Below are 23697 nucleotides of genomic sequence, written 5' to 3'. Positions count from 1 at the left end.
GACGATGCAGGTCCAATCCGACAGCAAACCCTACGACGACATCAACATCACCCCGATGCTCGACCTAGCCTACGTGCTGCTGGTGATCTTCATCATCATGACCACGGCGACGGTGCAGGGCATGAAGGTCAATCTGCCCAAGGCGAGCACCGCGCCGAGTCTGGCGCAGCAGACCACCAAGGCGATTACCGTCACCAACGAGGGAAAGATCTTTCTCGACACCATCCCGGTGACGCTGTCGGAGCTGGAGCAGCGCCTGATCCAGCAGCGCGCGCTGACCCCGGAATTCCCCATCGTGGTGCGCGGCGACAGCCAGACCCAGTACCAGAACGTGGTCGACGTGCTCGACCTGCTCGGCCGACTGAATTTCACCCAGGTCGGCATGGCGACCAAGCCGCTGGTGAGATGAGCGCGGAGGCGGATGGCGGATGGACCTGCGCGACGACAGCGATGACGACGAGGACCGTCCGTCGTGGCGCCGCATGGCGCTGCCGATCGGCAGCGGCGTGGTCGTGCTCGCCGTATTGGTCGCGGGGGTGGTGGTCATGCTGAGCGGAGACCAGGAGCCGCCGCGCAAGATCAACGAGCCGACCATCGTCACCATTCTGCCGCCACCGCCGCCTCCACCGCCGCCTCTGCCGCCACCGGAGCGCGAGCCGGAGCAGCAGGTCGTGGAGCAGACGCCGGTGAAGCAGGAGATCATCGAGGAGAAGGCGGTCGAAACTCCGAAGGATGCGCCGTCGGACCCGAGCGATGCGCCGCCGGACGGACCGCCCGCACTGGACGCCGACGGCAACGGGCCGGGCGAACTGCTCGGCAAGAAGGGCGGCCGCGGCCTTATCGGCAGTGGCGGCGGCGACGGTGGCGGCGGCGGCACGCGATGGGGCTGGTACGCCAGCATCGTGCAGGCGCAGATCGAATCGGCGCTGCGCTCCAACGAGAAGACGCGCCACGCCGTGATGCGGATTCAGGTCCGGCTGTGGGCCGATGGAACCGGCCGGGTCAATCGCGTGCAACTGGTGTCTTCGACCGGCAACAGCGAACTCGATTCGGTCCTGCGGGACCAGGTGCTCGGCGGATTGACGCTGCGCGAGCCGCCGCCGCGCGACATGCCGATGCCGATCATCACGCGGGTGACCGCACGGAGTCCGTCGTGATCGGTCTGCAAAACCGTTCCAAAGCTTGCCGGTCCTCGCGCCGGCGGTCGAAGCGTGAAGTAACAAGGAGTTCCGTGATGCGCCGATGTGAGATGATGGGATGGAGGCTGGCGCCGGTGTCGGCGGCGCTCGTGGCGCTCATCGTTCCCGCGACCGCGCAGGACAAGGCCGATCCGGCCGCATCGCTGAAGCTGCCCAAGGTCTCGCGAGCGGCCCCGCCTTCGTCGAACGCCACCGTGAACCTGATCAACTTGCTGGTGAAGCAGGGCGTACTCACGGAGGAACAGGCCGGCGCGCTGGTGAGGCAGGCCGAGGACGAAGCCTATGTGGCGCGCCAGGCCGTGCGCGACGCCGCCACCAAGGCGGAGGGTGCCGAGAAGTCGGCGGCGACCGCGGTCGAGGCGACTTCGCCTCGCGGCACCAAGCGGGTCACCTACGTGCCGGAGATCGTCAAGAAACAGCTCCGCGACGAGATCCGCAAGGACGTGATGGAAAAGGCCGAAAAGGAAAACTGGGCATCGCCGGGCAAATATCCGGAATGGGCACAGCGCATCCGCTTCTACGGCGACGTCCGCCTCCGTCACGACAGCAGCTTCTTCTCCAAGGGCAATTACCCTTACACGGTCAACTATAATGCCATCAACACGGGCAGCCCCTACAACGTGCTGAGTGACGGCACATATGGCAATCCGTACTTCTGGCCCACCTTCAACGTCGACCAAGACCGCCATCGCGAACGGCTAAGGGCGCGGCTCGGCATGGAAGCGGACCTGTTCGACGGCTTCTATGCAGGGCTGCGGATCGCGACCGGCGAGAGCAATGCGCCGGTGTCGTTCAACCAGACCCTTGGCGGCTCGGGAGGAAACTTCAGCAAATACAACATCTGGCTCGACCGCGCCTTCGTGCGCTACAGCCCATGGAACGACATCGCGCTGAGCGGCGGTCGGTTCGATAATCCGTTTTTCGCTTCGACGGATCTGGTGTTTCACCGCGATCTCGGCTTCGATGGTGTCGCAGCTCAGGTGCAGCACGAGATCAGCCCCGGTTTCACGCCTTTCTTCGTCGCCGGTGCATTCCCGATCTTCAATACCGATTTCAACGTCGGCTCGAGTCTGGATTTCACCAACACCAACGTGCTGCCCGGCAAGGCACCGAGCCGCGACAAATGGATGTTCGGTGGACAGATCGGCGCGCGGGCCGAATTCAGCCCCGATGTCAGCCTGAAATTCGGCACCGCTTATTTCGACTTCACCAACGTCCAGGGCAAGCTGTCGAGCAGCTGTTTGGTCGCCACCGCAACGGACTTCTGCAGTACCGACCTGCTACGACCGTCATTCGCACAGCGCGGCAACACCTACATGGCACTGCGCAACATCGTGCCCCAGTATGACGGTACTAATCTTCTTCCTCAGTACCAGTATTTCGGGCTTGCGTCCGACTTCCGCGAGCTTGTCGTCAGCGCCCGGCTTGATCTCGGCCAGTTCCATCCGTTGCATATCGTGATCGACGGCGAGTATGTCCGCAACCTCGCCTGGGACGCTGCCGACATCGCCGCCAAGGTTGCGGCGAATCCCTTGCCGGCAGGTCCGATCGCCGGCTGCAGCTCGGCCACCAACTGCACACAAGTCTATGCCGGCGGCAATCAGGGCTGGCTCGGGCGGATGACCGTCGGTCACCGCGAGATCCGGCAATTGTGGGACTGGAGCGCGTTCGTCGGCTACAAATATCTGGAGTCCGACGCCGTGCTCGACGCCTTCGCGGATTCCGATTTCGGTCTCGGCGGCACCAATCTCAAGGGATACTTCGTCGGCGGTAGCCTCGGCCTCGGTCCGAACGTCTGGGCCACCGCGCGCTGGATGAGCGCCAACCAGGTCGCGGGCGCGCCCTACGCCGTCGACATCTTCCAGCTCGATCTCAACGCGAGGTTCTGACGATGCGTGGGATCCTTAGTCTCGCCGGCCTGGGCCTTTGCCTCGCCTGGGCCGGGCCCGCCCTGGCGGAAAATGAAACCGCGCGCCTGCGCGAGGCGCTGCGCTCAGCCACCGCACAGGTTCGCTCGCTCGAAGACCAGCGCGCCGCGCTCCAGGCCAAGCTGACGGCCACTGAGCAGGAGCGCGACACCGCAAAGAAGCAGAACACCGCGCTGCGCGCCGAGGTCAAAGAAGTGAACCAGGCCTATCGCCAGGCGGTGAAGGACTTCAACGACCGGCTCGCCGAACGCGACGACACGCTGGAGAAGTGGAAGAGCGCCTACGCCGAAGCGGCGTCGGTGGCTCGCGCCAAGGACGCCGAGCGCGCCAAGTTCGAAGGCGAGGCCAAGGCGTTCCGGGCCAGCACCAAATCCTGCGAAGCCAAGAACGGCAAGCTCGTCAAGATCAGCAACGACGTCGTCACCAAATACGAGGCGATGGATCCGCTCGAAAAGGTGCTCGATCACGATCCGCTGTTCGGGATGCAGCGTGTCCAGCACCAGAACCAAGCTCAGGATTTCCGCGACCAGATCCTCGATCAGAAAGCCAAGCCATGACCCGTGCCGTCGTCACCAGCGGACTGCTCGCTGCAATCACCTTGGCGCTCGCGCCTGCGGAAGCGTCGGCGCAGCAGCGTGCGCCGCAACAGCCCGTCCAGCCGCGGCAGGCCGCGGTGCCGCAGCCCGTCCGCGGCGCGCAGCCGGTGGCGGACGCCGGGGCCGCCGTGAAGGATAGCGATATCGTCGCCAAGATCGGGGGTAGCGACGTCACCGCCGCCGAGGTGCGATCTGCGATCAGCTTCCTCGATCCGCGGCAGCAGGCGGCGCTGGCGCGCGATCCGGCGCTGCTGAGTCAGACCGTGCGCGCGATCCTGGCCAATCGCCTGGCTTACAAGGAGGCGCTGTCGAAAAAGTGGGAAGAGCAGCCGGCGGTGCAGGCTCAGATCGCCCGCGTCCGCGAGAGCGTGATCGTGGACGGTTATCTCAAATCGGTGACGGTGCCGCCTGAATCCTATCCGAGCGAGGCCGAGCTCAAGGCTGTGTACGATGCGAACGCCAGCGCGCTGCTGGTCCCGCGGCGGTTTCGGCTCGCCCAGGTGCTGATCGCGCTGCCGAAGGACGCCGACAAAGACGCCGAGGAGGCGGCGCGCAAGAAGCTCGCCGAGGCGCTGAAGAAGCTGAAGGCGCCCGGCGCCGACTTCGGCAAGCTCGCCAGGGAGCTGTCCGAGGATTCAGCCTCCGCAGAACGGGAGGGCGATTTGGGGTGGGTCGGTGAGCCGGACTTGCGCCCGGAAATTCGCAGCCAGGTGACCGGCCTGGCGAAAGGTGCCGTGTCGGAGCCGGTTCGGCTCGACGACGGCTGGCACGTGCTCAAGCTGCTCGATACCGAAGCGGCACGGCAGCGAACGCTGGCTGAAGTGCGCGACGGCCTGGTGCAGCGGCTGCGGGCCGAGAAGGCCGAAGCCAACCGAAGGGCCTATGTCAACGAATTGTTGAAGCAGTCGCCGCCGGTGCTCAACGAGATCGCGCTGTCGCGACTGATCGAGGCCAAATCGGAGTCCCGATAGCGAGCGCATCGGGCCACGGTCCGTAAGGCTATGCCAGCTCGATCCGCCCCAGAGATCATAATATAACATATACCGTTAATAATTAGTTAAACTATCACATTCTTATGATATTTCGTCCGCATCGGATTGCTGCGGTGCAGGTGCGACGTGACGGACGCCATCAACCCGGTCGATGCTCTCGACGCGGACCATCAGGCCGCGAGCCTCCGAAATGCCGCCAAACAGCGCTTTTCGCTTCCTTTCGCAGTCATCGGACCGGCGCTGGCGCTCGCCGACGCCTTGATCATCGTGGCTGCCGGGACGCTCGGCGGAGTTCTCTATCAACAGGCTCTGGGAGGTATCGTTCAGGTCAGCATCTACTTCGGCCTGGGGCTGGTGGCGAGTTTACTGTACGTGCTCGCCGCGCATCGGGCCGGTCTGCATCGGGTCAATGGCGTCATCGAGCCGCGTCCCAGCCATGGCCGCGTTGTGGCGAGCTGGTGCTTTGCGATGCTGGCGCTGGCGGTGATCCTGTTCATGCTCAAATCCGGCAGCGAGGTGTCGCGCGGTGCGATCGTCTGCATGTTTGCACTTGGTGCCTGCGGATTGCTGTGGTGGCGACGGTTCGCCAAGCAGCGGCTGCGTGCCGCGCTTGCGGCGGGTGCGATCGCCGGCCGGCGCGCAGTCGTGATCGGGACACAGGCCGAGCTGACGCGCTACTCGCGAGTCGTGTTGCTGCGCGACTTCGGCCTGGACGAAGTCGATCGCGTTATTGTGTCTCACCCGGAGGCGGCCGAGCGGAGCGCCGAGCTGCCGTCGCAACGGCTCAGCGTCGCAGTCCAACGTATCCGAGCCTCGACGGCCGAGGAAATCGTGCTGGCGATGCCGTGGTCGAACAACGCCGAATTCGAGATGCTGCTCGATCGCCTCCGGATATTCCCCCTCCCTGTCCGTCTGCTGCCGGATTGCGCAGTATCGTCGATCCTGGATCGACAGGGAGCGTCGGTCCCGCACGTGTACATGGTCGAACTGCAGCGGCCGCCGCTGACTGCGCTGGAGCGCGGCGCCAAGCGGCTGCTGGACGTCACGGTCGCTCTGACTGCGCTGGTACTGCTGTCGCCGCTGCTGGTGGTGGCCGCGGTCGCCATCAAACTCGAATCCCGAGGTCCGGCCATTTTCCGGCAGCGTCGACACGGGTTCAACGGCAGGCCGTTCATGATCTACAAACTCCGTTCGATGCGGGTCCAGGAAGACGGGGCGGCGGTGGTCCAGGCCACCAAGCGCGACCCGCGCGTGACCCGTGTGGGGCGGATCCTGCGCGAGACCAGCATCGACGAACTTCCGCAACTGGTGAATGTGCTGCAAGGGCACATGTCGGTCGTCGGCCCCCGTCCGCACGCGCTGGTGCACGATCACGAATACAGCAAGCTGATCCACAGCTACGCCTTCCGGCATCACGTCAAGCCCGGCATCACCGGCTGGGCGCAGGTTCAAGGCGCGCGCGGCGGAACTCCGCGTCTCGAATTGATGGAACGACGGGTCGCGTTCGATCTTTGGTATATCGACAATTGGAGTCTGGCGCTCGATATCCATATCATGCTCAAGACCTGTTTCGAGTTGCTCAGGCGGCGAAATGCGTACTGACCTGCCGCGATGAGACTAGGATACTGTCTTCGCTCTGTCATACTTTCCCGCCGCGATCTTGCCGCCCAGCGGAGCTCCTTCGTCGATCCAGTCGACATCGATTGTCGTCGGCGATCGCGCCGAACGGCAGCCCGGGTTTGCAGCCAACCAAATTTGTTGGGAGGCCTATTGAAAACTTTGGGGAATCACGCTTACTAGATTCGCTTGCACAGGTTCGTCGTGCAAGATGTGGTTCGGAGACAGCGACATGGTCGGTAGGAGGCATCCCTCTGAGGAAATTGCGACCAAGCTCGCCCAAGCCAACGAACTGGCAGCCAAAGGCAAGACGCAGCGAGAGATCTCCAAGGCGCTCGGCGTCAGCATTATGACCTATCACCGCTGGAAAAAGATGCCGATCTCACCCGCAGGCTCGAGTGCGACAGGCGACACCCAAGAGGACGATACGCTGCAGGCCGGATTCGAGTCCGATGATGCGCTCAAGCATCTCGAGCTCGAAAATTCCCGGCTGCGCAAGCTGGTGACCGACCTTCTACTCGAGAAGATCAGCCTGGAAGAAGAGCTGCGAGACCGCCATGCGGCGCGGCAGCGGCGCTCCGAAAAAACCAAGTAGTCCTCCTGGGAGGCCACGGCCGCGGCGTCCAATCGGCCGTCGCATGTTTTTGGTATTCGGCTTATCGGCGCAGGGGACAGCGGCGCAAGCGGCGTCTTCCGAGCAGGCCGAATGGCGGTCCCGGTCACGCAGCCGATCGTTGCTGCGCGGACTGCGGCCAGTTCGACGCATAATAACCGCCGCGGTAGAGCCCCGGCTGTTCGAACCGCTCCAGCGCACGAAGATCCACCTTGTTCAGCACGACCCCGAGCAGTCGATCGTAAAGTTCGGGGCGCGCCCTCAGGTGATGCTGCACCGTCCGGATCGGGGTCTTACCCCATTCTACCACGAACACCAGCCAGTCGATCAGGGGCAGCGTGGCGCGTACATCGACCACCGGCGCGATCGGCGGCAGATCGACGATGATATAGTCGTAGCGTCGCCGTAGGTCCTCGATCAGGCCAGAGAACGCCGGCGACGACAGGATTTCGTCGCTGTGCATGGGATGGTCCGTGCCCAGGAGCGGGAGCAAGTCCAATCCGGTGTCAGGCTCGCAGCCGATCGCCCGGTCGAGAGCCGCGCGGCCGTCGAGCACGTCGAACCATCCGGCGGTGGGGCGCGGCACCAGGACGCTGGCGAGCGTTGGACTTCGCAGATCGAGGTCCAGCAGGATCACGCGCTTGCCGGCGTCGGCCATCAGCATCGCGAGATTGCAGGCGATCGTCGACTTGCCCTCGTTCGGCAGCGTCGAAGTGACGCCGATCACCTTGTTGTCGCGCACCGCGGGGCGCAGCTCCGCGGTCACCTTGATGGCGCGGAACGCTTCGGTGAAGATCGACAGCGGCTCGTCGACGGACCGCCGCATCAGCGGCTCGGCGATCGCCCACGGCGGGGTGGTGGAATCCTCGGTCGCGGCAGGTGGCTCGTCGCCGGACTCTCGCCTCCGGCCCCAGCGGCCGTCTCGCCGTGCGGCGGGGCCACGCCCCAGTCGATTGCCGATTGACGGGACGACGGCCAGGCATTTCGTTCGCAGCGCCTGTTGGATCTGCTTCTGGGTACGGAACGTGCCGTCGATCGCCTCACGCAGCGCCGCCACACCGAAGCTGAGAATGATCCCGAAGGCTGTGGAGATCGCCAGCACCAGCGAGGTGATCGGCTTGCTCTTTTGCAGCGGCGGCGAAGCAGAATTGATCACCCTTGCTTCGGTGATCGGAAACGACTCCTGCTGGATCACTTCCGCATAGCGGCCGAGAAAGCTTTCATAGATCGTGTGATAGGTCTTGGCCGAGCTTTCCAGTTCGGCGAGACCGATCCGGTCCCTGTTGGTACTCTGGCCTTCCGACACCAGATTGGCCAACTCGGCCTCGAGATTTTGCTCTCGAGTCCTCGCGATCTCATAGTCGCTCTGATAGCTCGCCGCGATCCGCCCGAGCTCGGCGGTGATGTTTCGGCTGAGCTCCTGCATCTGCTCTCGCAGATTGACCGCGGCGCTGTGGTCCGCCCCGTAGCGCGCCGACAGGTTGGCGGCTCGTCCCGACAGGTCGAGATACTGATTGCGCAGCCGGGTCACAACGTCGTTCTTGAGCAGATCGGATACTGCTGCCTCCCCGATGTCCAGCTTGCGGATCTGTTCGATCCGGTCGAGCCGCGCTTTCGCCTCCGTTGTGGCCCCGCGCGCGGTGGAGAGCTGGCTGTTGAGGTCGAACAGCTGCTGCTCCCCGATCAGCCGGTTCTGACCGCCCGCCGCCGTCGTGGCGTGGCCGCCGCCGAAATCGACGATCTTGTTCCTCTCTTTGTATTCGAGAACAGCCTTGTCGGCGGCGGTGACCTTCGCTCTCAGCTCGTTGATGCGGTCCTGCAGCCAAGTGCTGGCGCGCCGGGTCGTCTCGAACTTGGCGTAGAGCTGGTCGTCGATATAGGTCTCGGCGATGGCGTTGGCGATCCGCGCGGCGAGTTCGGGATTCCGCGCGGTGTAGGAAATGTTCAGGGCATAGGTCCGCTCGACGCGGGCGATGCTGCGGCGACCGAGCAACTCGTTGACGGCTCGCCGCTCCTGGTCGACCGCGCCGTTGTCGGACCAGGACACCAGGTTCCTGATCCGGCCGAGCGTGCCGCCCGAAGAGACGAAGTTCGGATCTTCGGCCAGCCGCAGCTGCCGCACTACGGCGCGTGCGATCCGTTCGGACGCGAGAATCTCGACTTGCGAGCCCACCTGGATGGTGTCGAGCGGCATGTCGACCGAGGACTGCAACTGGTTCTGGAAGATCCGCAGCTTGCTGCTGTCGATCAGCAGCGTCGCGGTCGCGGTGTATTCCGGTGGCGTCGCGGCCAGATAGGCGATCCCGACAGCGAGGGCCGTCGCTGGAATCGCGATGAAAATCACAATCTGGCGGCGGAGGAATCCGCCGAGGTGCTCGATCAGAGCCGCCATCTGTGCGGCGGGGCTCTCGTCCCGAGACATCTCGTGATCAGCCGGATCGAATGATCGGTGCGACAGCATATCCATCGATGCATCCTGGCCGAGCATTCGGTACGCAACCCGCCCCAAGGCCGACGACTGCGGCGTGACGATCGCGCAGCTGTCGATCGCGCAAAACCCTCACGTCGCCAGCGTGCGGCCGATCGGTCACGTTCGTGTCTAGCCAAGAAATAATACACAATTGTAACAGATGATATCCAGCACATGGCAAAACGTCGCCATATCATCCGGTCTCGCTTCGGTGCAGCGATGTGGCCGAAGCCGTGTTCGAAGGCGCCGGGACAGGGCGTCGCGCTGATCCGCGGTCGATCAGGGCGCGGCTGGCCGGTCCGAGGCTTCGGGCCCGGAGTCCTCCTCAGCGCCTGAAGTCCGGCCTGCGCTTCTGCTGGAACGCGGCGACGCCTTCGGCGAATTCGGTGCTGCCGAACGCGACGCCTTGGGCGAATGCTTCGAGGGCGAAGAACTGTTCGATCGGCTCGAACGCGCCGTTGACCAGCATCTTAGTGAGGCCGAACGACATGGTCGGGCCGGCGGCGAGTTCGGCGGCGAGCTTCAGCGCCTCCTCCATCAGCATGTCCGTCGGCACCACCCGTTTGGCGATGCCGAGCGCCAGTGCTTCATCCGCTTCGAGGCGGCGGTTGGTGAGCAGGATGTCCTTGGCGCGCATCGCGCCAATCGCGCGTGGCAGCGTCAGTGCGAGGCCGAGATCCGGCGCCGCGCCGAGTCCCGGAAACGCTGCGCGGAAGTAAGCCTGATCCGACATCAGCACGATGTCGCAGAGCAGGGCCAGCGAGAAGCCGGCACCGGCAGCCGAGCCATTGACGGCCGCGATCACTGGCTTCTCCGCGGTGAGTAGCATCTTGGCCCAGGCGTGCGTGACCTGCATCCGCCGCCGGACCTGTGGCGCCGCGCGCTCGCCCATGTTGTTAATGTCCCCGCCGGCGCAGAATGATCCATCGCTGCCGGTGATGACCAGACAACGGACGGCCGGGTCGGTAAGTAATTCCGGGATGCGGAGTTCGAGATGCTGCTTCACCGCCGGCTGCAGCGCATTGCGCGTCGACGGGCTGTTGAGACGAACGACCATCACGTCATCATGTCGTTCGAACACCACGGCGTCGCCGCCGACTGCGCTGTTTCCTGGCATATTTCCACCCCTTGCGTTGTTTTCGGGGAAGATAGCCCAATCCTCGAAATTTGCGAAAACGATTTTCGCAATGCTAAAAATGTATCAAGGAAGAGACGAACGGGTGGAGCGCGACATGCAGTTGACGGCGGGCCTGCGTAAGGCAGCATCGTTCCGCGGCGACGAGATTGCTCTCGTCACGCCCGAGCGCAGCTTCAGTCATAGCGAGTTGTTGAACCGGATCGCGCGGCTGGCAGGCGCGTTCTGCCGCTTCGGCATCGAGGCCGGCGAACGGGTCGCGATCCTCGCGGCCAACGGCAACGAATATATCGAGTGCTATTTCGCGGTGCTGTGGGCCGGCGGCGTCGTGGTGCCGGTGAATTCCCGGTTCTCGCTGCCGGAGATGATCGAACAGGTGGCCGACGCCGAGCCGTCCGTGCTGGTTTGCGACCGAAATTTTCTCGATAGTGCCCTGCAGCTATCCGAAGCGTGCCGCTGCATCAGCGCCGTAATCGCGGCGGCGCCCGGCTCGGCAGGGCAGTCAAAGCTGTATGACTACGAAGCCACGCTTGCGGAGGAGAAGCCTTGCGCCGACGCCGGTCGCGGTGGCGACGATCTCGCCTGTCTGTTCTACACGGGCGGCACCACCGGCCGCGCCAAGGGCGTGATGCTCAACCATCGCAACCTTTGGGTCAACGCGGTGGTGACGTCGCTGTCTTTCGGCTTCGACGAGACCACGGTGGCGCTGCACGCCGGACCGCTGTTCCATCTCGGCGCTGGCGCGCGGGTCTACACCACCTCTATCATGGGCGGACGCCATGTGGTGATCCCGCGGTTCTCGCCCAAGGACGTGCTGGCCGCGATCAGTCAGCACAAGGTGACGGTCGCGACCTTCGTGCCGACGATGCTCGGCATGATCCTGCAGTTGCCGGATCTCGACAGCTACGATCTGTCCAGCCTGAAGCTGATCACTTACGGCGCTTCGCCGATGCCGGAGCCGGTGTTGCAGGAGTGCCTGATGCGGCTTCCGGGGATCAAGTTTGGCCAGTCCTACGGCATGACAGAACTCTCGCCGGTCGCCACGATCCTGTCGCCCGCCGATCATCTGCCCTCCGCGCCGCGGCATCGGCTGCGCTCGGCGGGGCGGCCGATCGTGTCTGCCGAAGTTCGGATCGTCGATGCGGACGATCGCGACATGAAGCCCGGTGAGGTCGGCGAGGTGGTGGTGCGCGGGCCGATGGTGATGGCGGGCTATTGGAAGCAGCCGGAGCTGACTGCGCAGGCGCTCCGCGGCGGCTGGATGCACACCGGCGATTCCGGCCGGTTCGATGCCGATGGCTATCTCTACATCTCCGATCGGATCAAGGACATGATCATCACCGGCGGTGAAAACGTGTACTCGATCGAGGTCGAGAACGCGATTGCGGCGCACCCCGAAGTGCTGCAATGCGCAGTGATCGGCATCCCCCATGCCAAATGGGGAGAGGCGGTGCATGCGGTGGTGGTGCGTCGCCCTGACGCTGCTGTCACCGAGGATGAATTGATCGCGTTCTGCCGCTCGCTGATCGCCGACTACAAGTCGCCACGCAGCATCGAATTCCGCGACGATCCGCTGCCGCTGTCAAGCGTCAACAAGATCAACAAGTCCGTGCTCCGCGCGCCGTATTGGAACGACAAGGACCGGCGGGTGAACTGAGGTTCTTTCTAAGGCACAGCACCACCTTAGCCGTCATTGCGAGGAGCGCAGCGACGAAGCAATCCAGAGGCCACTGCACGAAGCTGGATTGCTTCGCTTCGCTCGCAATGACGAGGAAAGGCTTTGCCCCCAGCTCCTGCTGAGGATGACTGAGCGCAACATCACCCACCCAGCGCCGCGCTGATCGCCCTCGCTGCGTGGGCGAGCGCCGGGCCGTGCTGCTCGATGAGTTGCTGCTGCGACACCAGATAGGCCGGGCCGCCGAAGCTCAGCGCATACACCGGGCCGCCATTCGGCGGCACGATCGCGGCGCCGACGGCGTTGATGTCCTTGCGCCACTCGCCCGTCGAAAGACAGAATCCGCCCCGCGCCATCTCGCGCATCGATTTGGTGATCGATTTTTCGATCTTGGGCCAGTCGTTGCCGTGATGGTCGCGCAATTCGGCGAGCAGAGCGCTGCGTTCGTCCTCGCCGATCGTCGCCAGATAGGCCTTGCCGAGCGACGTCGTGGCGAGCGGCACGCGCGACCCCGGCGGCAGCCGCAGGCCGATCAGCGCGTCGCTCTCGCAGCTCTCGATGTTCAGCATCATCAGCCGTTCGCGGGTGCCGAGGCCGACGTGCAGCTGGCTGTCTTCGGCGAGCTTGGTCATGATCGGCAATGCGGCCTTGCGGACGTCGAGATTGGCGAGCGCCGCGTAGCTCAGCGCCAGTGCCCGGGCGCCGAGCTGATAGGTCGCCGAGCGCGCCTCGTAGGTGAGATAGCCGAGCTGGATCAGCGTGTGCGTCATCCGCGAGATCGTCGGCTTCGGTAGGCCGGTGCGCTCCGCGAGTTCCTGATTGCCGAGCGCACGGTCGCCGGCGCGAAAAGCGCCGAGCACTTCGAGGCCCCGCGCCAGCGCCAAAACGAACAGCCGGCCCCCGGCATCGCCGCGGTCGGCGGCATCCGCGCGCGGCCTGCGTGCGGCACGCTGCAGCGATTGGCGTTCCACCCGGCGCTGTGCGCGATCTTCAGCACCGGCCGACGCGGACTGTTTCGCGGCTTTCGCGGGGGTGCGTGGCTTGGCGGTTGTGGTCCGGTGCGTGGTTGTCTTTGCCGCCATGATGGTGTGTTCCGTGCGGCGCGGCCGCGGGTAGCCGGTGCGAAAATCGATTTCGCATATTGTGCGACCGTCGCCGGGGTGGCAAGCTGCACAAAAACAAGAGGAAGTGGAAGGATGCCCATCGACCCCGCGCGCTTGCGCAACTGGCCCATTCCCGAGATCGAGCAGAGCTACACCGAGCGCGACACCATGCTGTACGCGCTGGGCGTCGGCTATGGCGACGCGCCGCTCGATGCGAACCAGCTTCGCTACGTCTACGAGCAGGATCTGCAGGTGCTGCCGTCGATGTCGGTGGTTCTGGGCTATCCGGGATTCTGGCTCGGCAGTGAAGACACCGGCGTCGACTGGCGCAAGGTGCTGCACGGCGAACAGGGCTTCGAGATCTTCAAGCCGCTGCCGCCGAAAGCGACGGTGGTGGGCCGCTCGCGCGTCACCGGCCTGTTCGACAAGGGCGCCGGCAAAGGCGCTGTGCTGCTGTCGGAACGCGATGTCGTCGACAAGGCGACTGGTGAACTGCTGTGCCGCCTGACCTCGACCACGATGCTGCGCGGCGATGGCGGATTCGGTGGTCCGTCCGGACCGCTGCCGGGGCCGCACGCACTGCCGGAACGCGCGCCCGATCGATCGCTGCGGATTGCGACCTCGCCGCGCGCCGCGCTGCTGTATCGCCTTTCCGGCGACTACAACCCGCTGCACGCCGACCCCGAGGTGGCGCGCAAGGCCGGCTTCGAGAAGCCGATTTTGCATGGGCTGTGCAGCTTCGGCGTGGTGTGTCGCGCGCTGGTCGAGCTGTGCTGCGACGGCGATCCGACGCGTCTGACCAAGATGCAGGCGCGGTTTTCGTCGCCGGTCTATCCCGGTGAGACCATCATCACCGAAGTCTGGAGCGAGACGGAGGCGCAAGTGTCGTTTCGCGCCAAGGTGGCCGAGCGCGATATCGTCGTCATCAACAATGGCCTCGCAACCATCCGGTGATGCAGCCGGGATTATTCCGTATTCAGGAAAAATGCCGGAGCTCGTCTTCGGGCGTCGCGCGCACGCCAACGCGCGAGAACGGCGCCGCTACAACGCTGGCTAGTAGTTCTGCCGAATGTGTAGTTCGCCGGAGTTTAGGGATGACTTTCGGCGGGCGTTGCGTATAAGTCCGCCGACTTCGCCGCAGTAAACGAACAACAAAGAGGAACGCCCGTGTCCATTTCCCGACGTTCATTTGGAATCGGTGCGACCGGCCTGGTGCTCGGAACCGTCGCAGCGCCTTGGGTCCGCAATGCCAGTGCCGAGCCGGCGCCGATCAAGATCGGTGTGATCAACTCGATGAGCGGCGGCCTGTCCGCCTACGCGCAGGAAGGCAAGCCGGCGTTCGACTACATCATCGATCAGATCAACAAGAGCGGCGGCATCAAGAGCAAGGACGGCGCCAAGATCCAGCTGCTGCAGGCCGACGACGCCAGCCAACCGGCGCGGACCGCGACCGAGGCGCGCCGCCTGATCACCGAAGAAAAGGTGCCGCTGCTCACCGGCACCATCCTCAGCGCGCAGATGCTGGCGCTGACGCCGGTGCTCGACGAACTGAAGGTTCCGACGCTGTCGATCTGGGCCGGTGGCGCCAAGTCGACCTACATGTATTCGCTCGGCTATCCGTATGATCGCGGCTACGCCCAGTCGATGCACGACTTCATCGTGTCGCTGCGCGACAACGACAAGTTCGCGATCAAGACCGCGGTGATGTGCTACTCAAACTACGAGGCCGGCCAGCAGGTCAACAAGTTCCTGGTCGAGAAGCTGAAGGCGAGCGGCATCGAGGTGATCGGCGAAGCGCCGCTCGACACCAAGGCGCAGGACCAGACCTCGGCGATGATCCGCATCCGCTCGCTGAAGCCGGACGTCGTCACCGGGCTGGTGACGCCGCGCGACGGCATTTTGATGCATCAGGCTCGCTACAACCTCAACTACCAGGGCAGCCTGTTCGTCGGCGGCACCGGCGGCTATTCGGACCTGTCGCTGTGGAAAGATCTCGGGCCCGAGATCGGCAAGGCGGTGCTGACGCGCAATCTATTCGGCATGACCGGCTTCAGCCCCGGCGCCAAGATGGAGTCGATGCAGAAGATCATCGCCGAGCTGCGCGATGTCGCCAAGCTCGATCGCATTGGTCAGGGCGCGATCCAGTATGCCCAGGGCGCGCGCGTGCTGCAGCAGGTGCTGGAGAACGCCAAGTCGCTCGAACCCGACGCACTGCTCGAAGCCTTCAAGAGCTTCAAGATTCCGTTCGGCGACCCGCATCTCTACATCGCCAAGCCGAAGGGATTGCAGTTCGCAGACGATCGGCTGCTCACCGACGGTTCGGCGATGATGATCCAGTGGATGCCGGATCAGAGCCAGGAAGTCGTGTTCCCGAAGGAGTTCGCCCAGGCAGCTCCGCGTCCCAAGAGCTGATCCGGCCGTGGCCCTTCTCGAAGTCGACAATATCAGCAAGCGCTTCGGCGGCCTGCTCGCGCTGAACGACGTGTCGTTCAGCGTCGAGAAGGGCGAAATCCTGGGCATCATCGGGCCGAACGGCGCCGGCAAGACGACGCTGTTCAGCGTGATTTCCGGCTTCGCGCCGCCGTCGAGCGGCGAGGTGCGGTTCGACGGCCAGCGCATCACCGGCATTTCGCCGGACCGGCTGACGCGGCGCGGCCTGGTGCGCAGCTTCCAGCTCGTTCAGACCTTCGCCGACATGACGACGCTCGAGGTCGTCACCACCGCGGCACTGACGCGCCGGCCGATCCGCGAGGCGATCGACTATGCGGCCGCCGTGCTGACCCGAGTCGGGCTCGGCGGCAAGCTCGACGAGACGCCGGCGACGCTGTCGCTGCAGGACAAGAAGCTGCTCGAAGTCGCCAAATGCGTCGCGACCGATCCGCAGTGCATCCTGCTCGACGAGGTGATGGCCGGCCTCACCATGGCCGAGACCGAAGCGCCGATGCAGATCATCCGCGAACTCAACCAATCCGGCGTCACCATCGTGATGGTCGAGCACGTCATGCCGGTGATCATGCGGATGGCGACCCGGATGGTGGTGATCAATTTCGGCGAGAAGATCGGCGAAGGCACGCCGGACGAGATCATCAAGGACCAAAGAGTCATCGACGCGTATTTCGGAGAGCACCTCGATGCTTGAGGTCGAAGGGCTGGTCGCCGGCTATGGCGGCACGCCGATGCTGCGCGACGTCTCGGTGCGGCTCGCGGCCGGCGAGATCGTCGGCCTGCTCGGCGCCAACAATGCCGGCAAGACCACGCTGATCAACTGCCTGTCGGGGATCGTGCAGCCGATGTCCGGCCGCATCGTGTTCGACGGCCAGGACGTCACCCGCGCCACCGCGCGCGAACGCGTCGAGCTCGGCATCATCCAGGTGCCGGAAGGGCGGCTGGTGTTCCCGGAGATGAGCATCCGCGAGAACCTGCTGCTCGGCGGTTTCTGCGATCGCGCACGGCCGCATCGGCCGGCGCAGATGGAGAAGGTGCTCGAACTGTTTCCGCGGCTGAAGGAGCGGCTGACGCAGGCCGCCGGCACGCTGTCCGGCGGCGAGCAGCAGATGCTGGCGATCGGCCGCGGGCTGATGGCGGAAGCGCGCATCCTGATGCTGGATGAGCCGTCGCTCGGCCTGTCGCCGCTGTTCGTGCAGTACATTTTCGAGATCATCGACAAGCTGCACAAGGATGGCCTGACCATGCTGCTGGTCGAACAGAATCTCAATCTGACGCTGCGCCACGCCCAGCGCTGCTACGTGCTCGAACGCGGGCAGATCGCGGTCGAAGGCGACGCAGACATTGTGAAGAACGACCCGCGCACGCGGCAGGCCTATCTGGGACTGTGAGGAGAATGAAGTGAGCGAGTTCTGGCAGGCCTTGGCGCAAGGCGTTCTGATCGGCAGCACCTACGGGCTGCTGGCGCTGGGCATGGGGCTGGTGTACGGCGTGTCCGGCATCGTCAACTTCGCCCATGGCGACTTCATCTCGCTGGCGATGTTCATGTCGCTGGCGCTGTTCTCGGCATTCGCGCTCGACCCTTACGTATCGGCGCTGATCACCATTCCGGTGATGGCGCTGATCGGCGGCCTGGTCTACCGCTATCTGTTACGGCCGATGGCCGGGCACCAGTTCCTGATGATCGTGCAGCTCACGCTGGGCCTCAGCCTGGTGTTGCAGAACGGCATCCTGATGGTGTTCGGCGGACAGCCGGCGCGGACGCCGTCGATCGTCGAGTCCAAGCTGATCATCCTCGGCGACGTCGTGTTGCGGCTGCCGCATCTGATCGCGTTCGTCGTCGCTTTCGCGATGGCGATCGGGTTGTACGTGATGCTGCGCTCGACCGATTTCGGTCGCTCGATCCGCGCGGTGCACCAGAATGCGCGGGCGGCGGCGCTGATGGGCGTCGATGTCGGTCGCGTCCAGGTCGTCACCTTCGCGATCGGCGTCGGGATTCTCGCGGTCGCCGCGGCGCTGCTGCTGCCGGGCACGCCGATCACGCCGACGCAGGGCCTGCAGTACACGGTGATCACGCTGCTGGTCGTGGTGCTCGGCGGCATGACCAACTTCGTCAGCATCATGCTCAGCGGGCTCGTGATCGGCCTCTCTGAAGCGTTCGGGCAGATCTATGTGTCGGATACGCTCGGGCGGTTGGTGCCGTATGCGATCTTCGTGCTGATCATGCTGTTCCGGCCGCAGGGCCTGACCTGGAGGACGTCATGATCGGCAAGGGCTTCTACCAGACCCTGGCGTCGCCTTGGCTATGGGGCGTGCTGGCCGTCGCGGCCTGCCTGCCGCTGGTGCTGAACAGCTACCATCTGCATCTTCTGACCCTGGCGCTGGTCTATGTGGCGCTGGCGTCCGCGTGGAACATCGTCGGCGGCATGGCCGGCCAGATCTCGCTGGCGCACAGCCTGTTCATCGGCACCGGCGCGATGCTGTCGACGGCGCTGCTGCTCAAGTTCGGCATCAACATGTGGGCGGGGCTGGTGATTGCCGCCGCAATCTCCGGCGCGCTCGGCGCGATGATCGCCTGGATCGATTTCCGGTTCCAGCTCGGCCATTTGTCGTTCGTGCTGATCACGCTGGCGTTCGCCGAGATGGGGGCGATCATCGTCGAGGGCTGGGAATTCCTCGGCGGCGCCTCGGGCCTGCTGCTTCCGCGTGACACCGGCGACCTATTGGCGTTCCAGTTCGGTGGCGGCCACGGTGCGTTCTGGGTGATGTTGGGACTGGCGGCGATCATCGTGCTGGTCAACGTCGCAATCCTCAACGCGCCGCTCGGCTACTATTTGCGCACGATCCGCGATAACGAGAAAGCCGCGCAGGCGATCGGCGTCAACGTGCTGCGCCACAAGATCACCGCGATGACGATCTCGGCGGTGCTGACCTCGATCGTCGGCACCTGCTATGTGCGCTACCTCACCTTCGCCGATCCGTATCTGCTGGCGACGCCGACCATCACCATCGAGATCGTGCTGTTCGCCACCGTGGGTGGGCTCGGCCGGGCCTTCGGTCCGGCGCTCGGTGCGCTGCTGCTGGTGCCGCTCGGCGAGGTGCTGCGCGGCCAGCTCGGCGGTGCGGTGCCGGGGCTGCACTACTTCATCTACGGCGTTGTCGTGATCGTGGTGATCCTCGCCACCCCCCGCGGGTTGTTGCCGCTCGCCGAGCGGGCTTGGCGCGGCCTGCGCCGCCGCGGCCCCGAGCCGCGGCCGGCGTCTGTCTCGTAAAGCCATAGAGACTGCGGGCCGGGAGATTATTCTCCCGGCAGCAGTGCGGCTCCCGCGGTGCGGTGGCTCGCGGCGCGCTTCAGTTTAAAGCCTTCGATGAGCCCGTAGATCGCCGGGATCACGATCAGCGTCAGCAGCGTCGACGACACCATGCCGCCGATCATCGGCACCGCGATCCGCTGCATGATCTCCGATCCCGTGCCGCTGCTCCACAGGATCGGCAGCAGGCCGGCCATGATCGCCACCACGGTCATCATCTTCGGTCGGACGCGCTCGACCGCGCCCTCCATGATCGCACCCTGCAGATCGCGCTGCGTCAGGCTCCGGCCCTCGGCCGCGCACTTCGCCTTGGCAGCGGCGAGCGCGTGGTCGAGATAGATCAGCATCACGACGCCGGTCTCGGCGGCGACGCCGGCCAGCGCGATGAAGCCGACCGCCACCGCCACCGAAAGGTCGAAGCCGAGGCTCCACATCAGCCACAGTCCGCCCACCAGTGCGAACGGCAGCGACAGCATCACGATCAGCGTCTCGGTCAGCGAGCGGAAGTTCAGGTACAGCAGCAGGAAGATGATCGCGAGCGTGACCGGCACCACGACCTTCAACCGTGCGGTGGCACGTTCGAGATACTCGTACTGTCCGCTCCAGGTCACATAGGTGCCGGGCGGGAAGCTGACGCCGGCCTGCACCGCCTGCTTGGCATCGGCGACGTAGCCGCCGAGGTCGCGGTCGCGAATATCGACATAGATGTAGGTCGCGAGCTGGCCGTTCTCGGTGCGGATCGCGGTCGGGCCACGCGCCAGCTGCACCGTTGCCACCTCGCCAAGCGGAACGGCGCCGCCCGCCGGCAGCGGCACCAGCACGTCGCGGGCGATTCCTTGCGGATCGTCGCGCAACTCGCGCGGATAGCGCATGTTGACGGTGAAGCGCTGGCGGCCTTCTACGGTCGTGGTCACCGTCTGGCCGCCGAGCGCGGTGGCGATGGTGTCCTGCACGTCCTGGATCGCCAGCCCATAGCGCGCCAGAGCCGATCGATCCGGAACGATCTCCAGGTAGTAGCCGCCGATGGTGCGTTCGGCATAGGCCGAGGACGTGCCGGGAACCGTCTTGAGTACCTGCTCGACCTGTTTGGCGAGGCGGTCGATCTCGGCCAGATCGGTGCCCATCACCTTGACGCCGACCGGGGTGCGGATGCCGGTCGATAGCATGTCGATCCGCGCCTTGATCGGCATCGTCCATGCATTGGAGACGCCGGGGAATTGCAGCGCCTTGTCCATCTCGGCGATCAGCCCGTCGGTGGTCAGGCCCGGTCGCCATTCTGTCTTCGGCTTGAGGTTGATCACCGTCTCGAACATCTCGGTGGGGGCCGGGTCGGTCGCAGTCGATGCGCGGCCGGCCTTGCCGTACACCGAGGCGACCTCAGGAAAGCCGCGGATGATGCGATCCTGCATCTGCAGCAGCTCGGCCGCCTTAGTGATGGACAGGCCGGGCAGGGTGGTCGGCATGTAGAGCAGCGTGCCTTCATCGAGCGACGGCATGAACTCGGTCCCGAGCTGGCGCGCCGGCCAGATCGAGACGCCGAGCACCACCAGCGCCAGCACGATCACCAGCGTCTTGGCGCGCAGCACGCCGCGGATCACCGGACGATAGATCCAGATCAGCGCGCGGTTGATGATGTTGCGGTGCTCCGGCACGATCCTGCCGCGGACGAAGATCACCATCAGCGCCGGCACCAGCGTCACCGACAGCAGCGCGGCCGCCGCCATCGCGAACGTCTTGGTGAAAGCGAGCGGTCCGAACAGCCGGCCCTCCTGCGACTCCAGCGTGAAGATCGGCAGGAACGATACGGTGATGATCAGGAGACTGAAGAACAGCGCCGGCCCGACCTCGGAGGCAGCCTCGATCAGGATGGCGACACGAGATTTGCCCGGCTCGGCGCGTTCGAGGTGCTTATGGGCGTTCTCGATCATCACGATCGCGGCGTCGACCATGGCGCCGATCGCGATCGCGATGCCGCCGAGGCTCATGATGTTGGAGCCGAGGCCGAGCAGCTTCATCGCCGCGAAGGCCATCAGCACGCCGACCGGCAGCATCAGGATCGCCACCAGCGCGCTGCGGACGTGCAGCAGAAACACGATGCACACCACGGCGACGACCAGGCTCTCTTCGAGCAGCGTGTGTTTCAGCGTGTCGATCGCGCTGTAGATCAGTGTCGAGCGATCGTACACCGGCACGATCTCGACCGACTTCGGCAGGCTGCTGGCGATCTCCTGGAAGCGCGTCTTGACGTGCTCGATCACGTCGAGCGCGTTGACGCCGAAGCGTTGCAGCACGATGCCGCTGGCGACTTCGCCGTCGCCGTTGAGCTCGGCGATGCCGCGGCGCTCGTCGGGGCCGAGCTCGACCCGCGCGACGTCCTTCAGCAGCACCGGCGTGCCGCCGCTGGCCTTCAGCACGATGTTGCCGAGGTCGTTGATGTCCTTGATGTAGCCCTTGCCGCGGATCACGTATTCGAACTCCGACAGCTCGACAGTGCGGCCACCGACATCGGCGTTCGAGGCGCGGATCGCCTCGCGCATCCGCGCCATGGTGATGCCGCGGTCGCGCATTCGCTGCGGATCGAGCACCACGTTGTACTGCTTGACGAAGCCGCCGATGCTCGCGACCTCGGCGACGCCTTCGGCCTTGGCGAGCGCAAAGCGCAGATTCCAGTCCTGGATCGAGCGGGTGTCGGCGAGGTTCAGCTCCTTCGACAAGACCGCGTACTGATAGACCCAACCGACGCCGGTGGCGTCCGGGCCGATGCTCGGCGCCACACCCGCCGGCAGGCGGGAGGCCACGCCGTTGAGGAATTCCAGCACCCTCGATCGGGCCCAGTAGATGTCGGTTCCGTCCTCGAAGATCACGTAGACAAACGACACGCCGAAGAACGAGAAGCCGCGCACCACCTTCGATTTCGGCACCGTCAGCATTGCTGTGGTCAGCGGATAGGTGACCTGATCCTCGATCACCTGCGGCGCCTGTCCGGGGTATTCGGTGTAAACGACGACCTGGGTGTCCGAGAGATCCGGAATGGCGTCGAGCGGCAAATGCAGCAGGGCGTAGAGGCCCGCGGCTGCCGCAAAGCCGGTGCCGAACAGTACCAGCAATAGATTGTGCGCCGACCAGGCGATGATGCGGCCGATCATGGCTGGGCTCCTGCTTGGTCGTGGGCGTGGTTGTGAGACGAAGCCTCCGGCCCGGCGGCTGGAGTGTTCGCGGCTTCGGCAAAGCCCTTCAGCGCCGCCTTCAGATTGCTTTCGGCATCGATCAGGAAGTTGGCGGAGGTTACCACCGCTTCGCCTTCGTCGACCCCATGTTTGATCTCGACGATGCCGTCGCCGCGTCGTCCGAGCGTCACGGCGCGCGGCTCGAACCGGCCATCACCTTTGTCGATCAGCACGACGCGGCGGCTGCCGCTGTCGAGCACCGCCGAGGTTGGAATCGTCAGCACCGGGGCGTCGCCGGCGACGTCGATCTCGGCATCGACATACATGTCCGGCAGCAGTTTCAGATCCGGATTGGCGAGCTCGACCCGCAGCCGTGTGGTGCGGGTGTCGCGATTGACCTGCGGATAGATCACCGCGATTTTGCCCGACAGCGCGCGATCCGGGAAGGCGCGGGCCCGGATCGTCACCTTCTGGCCGACCGACAGTGCGCCGAGATCACGCTCGGCAACGTCGATCAGCGCCCACACCGTCGAAATATCGGCGATCCGAAACAGCACGTCGCCGACATTTGCGCGCATGCCGTCGATGGCGTTGCGTTCCAGCACGATGCCGTCGCGCGGGGCGCGCCACTGCACTCTGACGGGAGCGGTCCGGGTTCGTTCGAGTTCGGCGATGGTCTCTTCGGGCACGTCGAGATTCGCCAGCCGCTGCCGCGAGCCGCGGCCGAACGCTTCGATCGTGCCGGTGGTCTTCGAATTGATGGTCGACAGATACTCGGCGGCGGCCGAGCTGATCGCTGAGCTGTAGATCTGCATCAGCGGCTGCCCGGCTTTGACGAAGCTGCCGGTAGTGACGTCGGCGATCTTCTCGACGAAGCTCTCGCTGCGCATCGCGATCACCGAGACGCGGCGCTCGTCGAGCTGGATCACGCCCGGCGCCTTCACCAGCACATGGAGGGCGCGGCGTTCGGCCGGCTCGGATTTCACGCCGCTGCGCTGGATCTTGCCGGGGGAGAGCTTGACCGTGCCGTCGGCGCTGTCCTCGCCCTCGTAAACCGGGACGTAGTCCATCCCCATCGAGTCTTTCTTCGGCACCTTGGAGATGTCGGGCAACCCCATCGGGTTGCGGTAGTACAGGATCTTGCGGCTGGGATCGGGAGCGGGCTTCGGTGCTGATTGCACCGAGGGCTCGTCCGCTTCGTAGACCGGCAGAAAAGCGCGGCCGTGGGCGTCGGTCGCCGGCACGGCCGACCAGCGCGGCGCGCCGGATGGATCGCGGTAGTACAGCGGCGACCGCTCGTCAGCCGCGGCAGGCGCAGCGAGACAGAGTCCGATCAGAAGCAGCAGGAATGGTGAGCGCAGTGTAGCCATGACGTGCACCGTCGCGCGCCGCGAGGGCGCAGTTCGATTGTCGGGAGAAGTGGGGGACGGCGGCACCGCGGCTCGC

Annotated in this window: 19 protein-coding genes; 14 read left to right on the top strand and 5 right to left on the bottom strand. The window is 65.0% G+C overall.

The genetic code is table 11. From position 1 onward, the window contains the following. The first annotated feature begins 4 nt into the window (after window positions 1-4). The 7 genes from DNX69_RS04410 to DNX69_RS04380 all read left to right on the top strand — a co-directional run bounded on the left by DNX69_RS04410 (window position 5) and on the right by DNX69_RS04380 (window position 6927). A complete protein-coding gene (locus DNX69_RS04410) occupies window positions 5-409 on the top strand; it encodes an ExbD/TolR family protein (RefSeq protein ID WP_110784765.1) in 405 nt (134 codons plus the stop codon). Window positions 410-428: 19 nt separating this feature from the next. Beyond that, window positions 429-1157 carry a TonB C-terminal domain-containing protein gene (locus tag DNX69_RS04405; protein ID WP_110784764.1) on the top strand — a complete coding sequence of 243 codons (729 nt, stop codon included), beginning with the start codon at window positions 429-431 and terminating at the stop codon, window positions 1155-1157. Window positions 1158-1234: 77 nt separating this feature from the next. After that, entirely contained in the window at window positions 1235-3088 is a 1854-nt protein-coding gene (locus tag DNX69_RS04400; RefSeq protein ID WP_110784763.1) for a putative porin, read from the top strand. A 2-nt stretch (window positions 3089-3090) separates the two neighbouring features. After that, window positions 3091-3684, top strand: coding sequence for a hypothetical protein (locus DNX69_RS04395; protein ID WP_110784762.1), 594 nt, complete (start codon window positions 3091-3093; stop codon window positions 3682-3684). Then, window positions 3681-4694, top strand: a complete 1014-nt coding sequence (locus DNX69_RS04390; RefSeq protein WP_110784761.1) for a peptidylprolyl isomerase — start codon at window positions 3681-3683, stop codon at window positions 4692-4694. The genes DNX69_RS04395 and DNX69_RS04390 overlap by 4 nt, the downstream gene beginning before the upstream one ends. Window positions 4695-4841: 147 nt before the next feature. Continuing rightward, entirely contained in the window at window positions 4842-6317 is a 1476-nt protein-coding gene (locus tag DNX69_RS04385) for an undecaprenyl-phosphate glucose phosphotransferase (protein WP_165825174.1), read from the top strand. 226 nt (window positions 6318-6543) lie between these two features. Beyond that, complete coding sequence (locus DNX69_RS04380; protein ID WP_234826840.1) at window positions 6544-6927, top strand: helix-turn-helix domain-containing protein; 384 nt, start codon at window positions 6544-6546, stop codon at window positions 6925-6927. Between the two features lie 124 nt (window positions 6928-7051). Here the strand turns inward: DNX69_RS04380 and DNX69_RS04375 are convergent, their stop codons facing one another. Then, the gene (locus DNX69_RS04375; RefSeq protein ID WP_207803109.1) at window positions 7052-9412 is read right to left on the bottom strand and encodes a Wzz/FepE/Etk N-terminal domain-containing protein; all 2361 of its coding nucleotides are present in this window, start codon (window positions 9410-9412) and stop codon (window positions 7052-7054) included. A gap of 328 nt (window positions 9413-9740) precedes the next feature. Further along, window positions 9741-10532: an enoyl-CoA hydratase/isomerase family protein gene (locus DNX69_RS04370; protein WP_110784759.1), complete on the bottom strand. Its 792-nt coding sequence runs from the start codon at window positions 10530-10532 to the stop codon at window positions 9741-9743. Window positions 10533-10647: 115 nt separating this feature from the next. On the opposite strand from DNX69_RS04370, the gene DNX69_RS04365 reads away from it, so the two are divergent. Next, complete coding sequence (locus tag DNX69_RS04365; RefSeq protein WP_110784852.1) at window positions 10648-12207, top strand: class I adenylate-forming enzyme family protein; 1560 nt, start codon at window positions 10648-10650, stop codon at window positions 12205-12207. Window positions 12208-12368: 161 nt separating this feature from the next. On the opposite strand, the gene DNX69_RS04355 is transcribed toward DNX69_RS04365, so the two are convergent. Next, on the bottom strand, window positions 12369-13307 hold the full coding sequence (locus DNX69_RS04355) for an IclR family transcriptional regulator (RefSeq protein ID WP_110784757.1): 939 nt from the start codon (window positions 13305-13307) through the stop codon (window positions 12369-12371). Window positions 13308-13421: 114 nt separating this feature from the next. On the opposite strand from DNX69_RS04355, the gene DNX69_RS04350 reads away from it, so the two are divergent. The 6 genes from DNX69_RS04350 to DNX69_RS04325 all read left to right on the top strand — a co-directional run bounded on the left by DNX69_RS04350 (window position 13422) and on the right by DNX69_RS04325 (window position 19045). Further along, window positions 13422-14282, top strand: a complete 861-nt coding sequence (locus DNX69_RS04350; protein WP_110784756.1) for a MaoC/PaaZ C-terminal domain-containing protein — start codon at window positions 13422-13424, stop codon at window positions 14280-14282. 213 nt (window positions 14283-14495) lie between these two features. Then, on the top strand, window positions 14496-15740 hold the full coding sequence (locus tag DNX69_RS04345; protein ID WP_110784755.1) for an ABC transporter substrate-binding protein: 1245 nt from the start codon (window positions 14496-14498) through the stop codon (window positions 15738-15740). A gap of 7 nt (window positions 15741-15747) precedes the next feature. Beyond that, window positions 15748-16467 (top strand): ABC transporter ATP-binding protein, encoded by a 720-nt coding sequence (locus DNX69_RS04340; protein WP_110784754.1) that lies wholly within the window; start codon window positions 15748-15750, stop codon window positions 16465-16467. Then, window positions 16460-17164, top strand: coding sequence for an ABC transporter ATP-binding protein (locus tag DNX69_RS04335; RefSeq protein ID WP_110784753.1), 705 nt, complete (start codon window positions 16460-16462; stop codon window positions 17162-17164). Before DNX69_RS04340 ends, DNX69_RS04335 begins: the two co-directional genes overlap by 8 nt. Before the next feature lie 10 nt (window positions 17165-17174). After that, window positions 17175-18038 (top strand): branched-chain amino acid ABC transporter permease, encoded by an 864-nt coding sequence (locus DNX69_RS04330; RefSeq protein ID WP_110784752.1) that lies wholly within the window; start codon window positions 17175-17177, stop codon window positions 18036-18038. Next, complete coding sequence (locus tag DNX69_RS04325; protein WP_110784751.1) at window positions 18035-19045, top strand: branched-chain amino acid ABC transporter permease; 1011 nt, start codon at window positions 18035-18037, stop codon at window positions 19043-19045. Before DNX69_RS04330 ends, DNX69_RS04325 begins: the two co-directional genes overlap by 4 nt. 26 nt (window positions 19046-19071) lie before the next feature. Here DNX69_RS04325 and DNX69_RS04320 read toward each other — a convergent pair whose 3' ends face one another. Both DNX69_RS04320 and DNX69_RS04315 read right to left on the bottom strand, forming a co-directional pair. Next, window positions 19072-22230 carry an efflux RND transporter permease subunit gene (locus DNX69_RS04320; RefSeq protein ID WP_110784750.1) on the bottom strand — a complete coding sequence of 1053 codons (3159 nt, stop codon included), beginning with the start codon at window positions 22228-22230 and terminating at the stop codon, window positions 19072-19074. Further along, the gene (locus tag DNX69_RS04315) at window positions 22227-23621 is read right to left on the bottom strand and encodes an efflux RND transporter periplasmic adaptor subunit (RefSeq protein ID WP_110784749.1); all 1395 of its coding nucleotides are present in this window, start codon (window positions 23619-23621) and stop codon (window positions 22227-22229) included. The genes DNX69_RS04320 and DNX69_RS04315 overlap by 4 nt, the downstream gene beginning before the upstream one ends. Between the last annotated feature and the right edge of the window lie 76 nt (window positions 23622-23697).

The sequence above is a fragment of the Rhodopseudomonas palustris genome (assembly GCF_003226555.1).
Lineage (GTDB): Bacteria > Pseudomonadota > Alphaproteobacteria > Rhizobiales > Xanthobacteraceae > Rhodopseudomonas > Rhodopseudomonas palustris_I.
The sequence above is the reverse complement of the archived record's forward strand: the minus strand, read 5'-3'. Positions and strand labels throughout refer to the sequence as shown.